At 52.7% G+C, this 4,424-nt stretch carries 4 protein-coding genes; 1 reads left to right on the top strand and 3 read right to left on the bottom strand.

Features of this window, described 5'->3' with window-relative positions:
* Window positions 1–340 precede the first annotated feature (340 nt).
* On the top strand, window positions 341–2,038 hold the full coding sequence (locus GBO37_RS13965) for an AIPR family protein (RefSeq protein ID WP_084697177.1): 1,698 nt from the start codon (window positions 341–343) through the stop codon (window positions 2,036–2,038).
* 434 nt (window positions 2,039–2,472) lie between these two features.
* On the opposite strand, the gene GBO37_RS13960 is transcribed toward GBO37_RS13965, so the two are convergent.
* From GBO37_RS13960 to GBO37_RS13950, 3 genes are all read right to left on the bottom strand, one after another.
* Entirely contained in the window at window positions 2,473–2,766 is a 294-nt protein-coding gene (locus GBO37_RS13960; RefSeq protein ID WP_157001297.1) for a hypothetical protein, read from the bottom strand.
* 104 nt (window positions 2,767–2,870) lie between these two features.
* Window positions 2,871–3,917 (bottom strand): Y-family DNA polymerase, encoded by a 1,047-nt coding sequence (locus GBO37_RS13955; protein WP_371927587.1) that lies wholly within the window; start codon window positions 3,915–3,917, stop codon window positions 2,871–2,873.
* Between the two features lie 12 nt (window positions 3,918–3,929).
* Window positions 3,930–4,169, bottom strand: coding sequence for a LexA family protein (locus tag GBO37_RS13950; RefSeq protein ID WP_371927586.1), 240 nt, complete (start codon window positions 4,167–4,169; stop codon window positions 3,930–3,932).
* Window positions 4,170–4,424 lie beyond the last annotated feature (255 nt).

The following is a 4,424-nucleotide window of genomic DNA, read 5'->3' as shown; positions in this document are numbered from 1 at the left end:
GGTCGGTCGCGCAAGGACCAGCAGGACGGATCGGTCACAGACGCACAAGGGGACCGTGGAATACCGTAGGCCCGCAGGGGCAAGGATATGCCGCGAAAGCCCCTTGGGTGGATGGGGGCGATCTGTCAGGCGCAGGACGCGACCAGGCCGAAAGGTGACAGTCAGGCCCGTCCCGTCGCGATAAGGAACGCCACGCAGGGGGCGTTTGGCTTGTCCAAATCCCCCCGGAGGGGCGATCACCGCGCTTGCAAACGTTCAACAAACTATGAATCTTAGATTGTAGTGCTGCGACGTAACCGTACAGTCCTGTTGAGTATCATCACCACGGGGTCAGTCAGTTATGCATCTAGTCACAAGATCGTATTTTGAATCTTTTTGCGAAGATTTTGCCGCCCCATTTGAAGAATCGAAAAATTTCGAAGCGTTTACGGCATACTGCGCTTTTACTCGCTACTCAGCAGATAGTGTTGAAGCAACAGATTTGGTCTATGACGGCGCAGATCCCGGAATTGACGGGGCATTTCTATTTTTAGATGACCGTGCTGTTTTTCATTTTGACGAGCTTGAAGAAATCTTTGCTTCGTCACGCCGTGAGTTTCACGTTACAGTAGTTTTAACACAAGCCAAGCGGTCAACAAGCTGGTCAAAACAGGAAGTAGATTCATTTGTTGCCGCGATCACGGACTACCTGTCAGACTCGCCAAAACAGCCACACAGCCAATTCTTGGCTGACTTTAAAAAAATGTTTAGGCTTCTTTTTAAAAACATTGGTCGTATCAGGGGCGGTCTTCCCGACTTGCACTCTTATTTTTTTACCGCCGCTGCTGACACCCCGGCTGCTGAAATTAATGCGGCATTTGACGCAGGCTTGATTGCCATAACAGCATTAGGTTATTTTCATAATACACAATTGATCAAGGGGCATCGTGACGTTATTCACGCATATTGGCTCGCTGCTGATGGGCCAGTTGAAGCCAGCTTACCAACCATTGGATATGCGCCATTTCCGACTGCACCTAATATTAATAATGCCTATGTCGCCACTGTTAAGGCTCGAAGCTTCATCGAGGCGATATTAAAGGATAAGCATGGAGTACCTCGGAAGAAACTCTTTGAAGAAAATGTTCGTGACTTTCTCGGTGTTGATGTAGACGTGAACGCAGAAATTGCAGGGACCCTTGGTGATTTTGATAAAAAGTCCAGATTTGGACTTATGAACAATGGGGTAACAATAGTAGCGTCTAGTGTTCGGCCGTCAGGTCAAGAAATATACATAAGAGACTTTCAAATTGTGAACGGCTGTCAAACGTCTAATGTTCTTATTTCTTTAGATGAACAGACTGATGATACAGTAAGTTTGATGGTTAAACTTATTGAAGCCGACGATCCAGTTGTGATTGATGATATTGTTCGAGCTACAAATCGGCAGTCTAAGGTTGAAGATGCGCAATTTGTATCTACAATGAAAACCCTGCGAGACCTCGAACGCTATTTTAATGTTCGCGGGGCAAGTGAAACGACCCGCCTTTATTTCGAGCGTCGGAAAGGTCAATATAGCCCAGAAAGTATAGCGCCAGTGAGAATCTTCGATGTTCGTGAGACAGCGCGCTGCTACGCTGCAACGGTAATGATGCGGCCCGATATTGCAAGCCGTTACCCAAATCGTTTAACCGGAGAGTTACTTTCTGAAGTTTTTGCTGAAGGTAAAGCGGAGGACGACTATTATACTGCCTGTTTCTGCCACTACCGTCTTAAAATGCTTACTTCAAACAAAAGATTTGAAGGAAAGTACTCAAAGCTACGTTGGCACATTATGACGGCAGCAATGAAGTACTGCAAAGCAAAGCATAAAGAGTGGGATTGCAAAACAGCGAACGAAGCATTGTACAATCTATTTGCGTTCAACGAAGGCGAATGGTTCGACCGACTTGATGTCTTGGTTAAGACATGTATCCCAGATCCGGATCTGTCCCGCGATGTTCTCAAATCTCAACCGCTTACAAATACCACATTGGCAAACGTTGATGCGTTGCTTTGATGCCGCGCGACTGGACAACCGGGTGCCCTCTGCCAGCCCTGTCCAGCCCTGGCCGACCAACGGAAGGGAAGGGCCTTGCAGGCGTCGAGCTGGACGCGCCTTCATAGAGCGAAGGAAGGCGAGGCGTCCTGTGGGCAGGCTGGCTCTTGCGCGAGCGATCGTGACCCGAAGGGCCGAGACTAGCGCCCTGGGCCGACTATTGCGCCCCCGCGCGGGCTGACTCGGAGAGACAGCCCGAGCGGGATCAGGCGTAAAGGAGGGGCAGGGGGATAGGCTCGGGGCGCAGGCCGGTGCAGCCGGCCAAGCCTGGAGCGCGGTCCCTCGGGGCGGGCGGGCCAGGGCGATCAGCCCTAGACCGACCAACGCGAGGGACGCCGCCATGATATAGTCTTTGAATAGTAAGAGGTCGGTACTTATGCTATATTTGAACGCGATTAATTCTTGAAAATTTCTTTGTTAGCCGGGTGATTGCTAGCAATAGACGCTAAGACTTCTGCAACAGAAGCTGCTGCATCTGGCCAGCATTTAACAAAAATTTCGTGGTACAAAATGCTCCTATCTTGAAGTTTATTTGGTCGCCTCCAAACATTTACATTTTCAATGGCGCGAAGCATTTGAATGTATTCTATACCTTGCTCATCGGAAACAGGATTGTATAGCGTCACGCTCATTTTTATCGGCATGTATTCGGATGCATTATCGACACCGGTTATTCTTTTACTATTCATCGTTTTATCCTTGGTTCTGTATTGCTAGGCTCTAAGGCATTCATCAAAAACGATGATGCTGCTATGCTAAACACAAGGATGAGCGATCTAACAGAAAAATTGGCCTACACTGATAGAATAGGCAGCTCGCTAATCCGTGTCGTATAGTGTGGCGATCTATGATCGGCCTTTGTCGCCCATGAGCGGCTAACTCCCTCTCGCGCCAACACCATCGTTTTTTTGCCGAAGCGATCATTGATCGCATCCAGCGCCGTGGTCAGACGCGCATCGCGCGGCTGATCCGGCGTAAAAAGCATGGCGGGTCGATCGGCCTCGGCCAGCAAGTCATCGAGAATTATCCCGGCCTTGGTGTAGCCATAGCCATTTCCTGACGGATCTCCCTTCCAGCCCCGCCGCGCGGCCGCTACGGCGGCATCCACCAGGTCAAACGTATGGTTGGACATGGGCCGCAGGCGGATGCTGCGCGAAAAGGAATGGCGCGGCCTGTCAGGCTTATGCGGATTGGTGTGGTAGAACACCGTCATCGTGCCAGCCACCAAGCCATGCTGACGCAGCTTCTCTGCCGCTCGTGTCGCATGGGCTGTGATAGCCTGTGCCAGCACATCAAATGTCGTCATGGGTGTGCCCGCGGAGCGGGTGACAGCCATGCCCTTACGCTGCGGGGCCACGTCCTCAAAATCTATGCAAGGTATCCCACGCAGCTCGGCCACCAGGCGTTCCAGGACAACCGTGCCGATCTTGCGGCCAAGCGCCAAAGGCAGGTCGGGCAGCTCGGCGGCAGAGTTGATCCCTTGGGCCTTCAGCTTGGCCTCGGTCGCGGACCCCACGCCCCAGATTTCTCCGATGGGAATGCGGCGCATCACATAGTTCCGCACATCCTGGTCCATGAGATTGCAAACCCCTGAAAAAAGGGGGTTCTTCTTGGCAGCATAGTTCGCCAGCTTGGCAAGCGTCTTGGTGGGGGCGATGCCCACGCAGGTTGGAATGCCGGTCTCGGTTCTGACCGCATCCCGCATCCGTGCGGCATGGGCCTCCATGCGATCCCCGAAGCCGGATAAATCGACAAAGCTCTCGTCAATTGAGTATGTCTCAAGGCGCGGGGAATAGCTGTGCAGGACCTCGGTGACTCTACGACTTACGTCACCATTTATGTGGAATAGAAGTCAACTGGCAATGAAATGATAGTAGCCGTCGCTGCGGGCGCGCGGGTCCAGGGACCATTGGCCGTCCCGCTTTGCGAGCTTCTTCACGGTGATCTGTCCATTGACCACGGCCAGGACAATGCGCCCGCTGTGCCGCTGCCCGGGCCGATCCACGGCGATCAGGTCGCCGTCCAGGATGCCCTCGCCCTCCAGGCTGTCGCCCGAGACACGCCACCAGAAGGTCGCATACTCATGGCGGATGACCCATTTAACCGGAACAATTCATGAAGCCGTCGTTTCGCACCGTATTGGCATGACGTCGCCCATTCTGGTTTGACCCGCACAACGGACTTTGACGCCCGGTTTTTTGTCCCTGGCGTTGATGTGAGTAAGGTTGTGCGGGTTGATGTTTCCGGGTGAGCGGGGCGCTTGGCGTCAGGCGGGACACGGTGGTTCGAGGGCGCGGAATAGCAGAGTGAGAAGCTTCCTGCGCGGACAGCAGGTCGGAAGCGTGAT

It is taken from the genome of Paracoccus sp. 08 (genome assembly GCF_024105395.1).
Classification (GTDB): domain Bacteria; phylum Pseudomonadota; class Alphaproteobacteria; order Rhodobacterales; family Rhodobacteraceae; genus Paracoccus; species Paracoccus marcusii.
The sequence above is the reverse complement of the archived record's forward strand: the minus strand, read 5'-3'. Positions and strand labels throughout refer to the sequence as shown.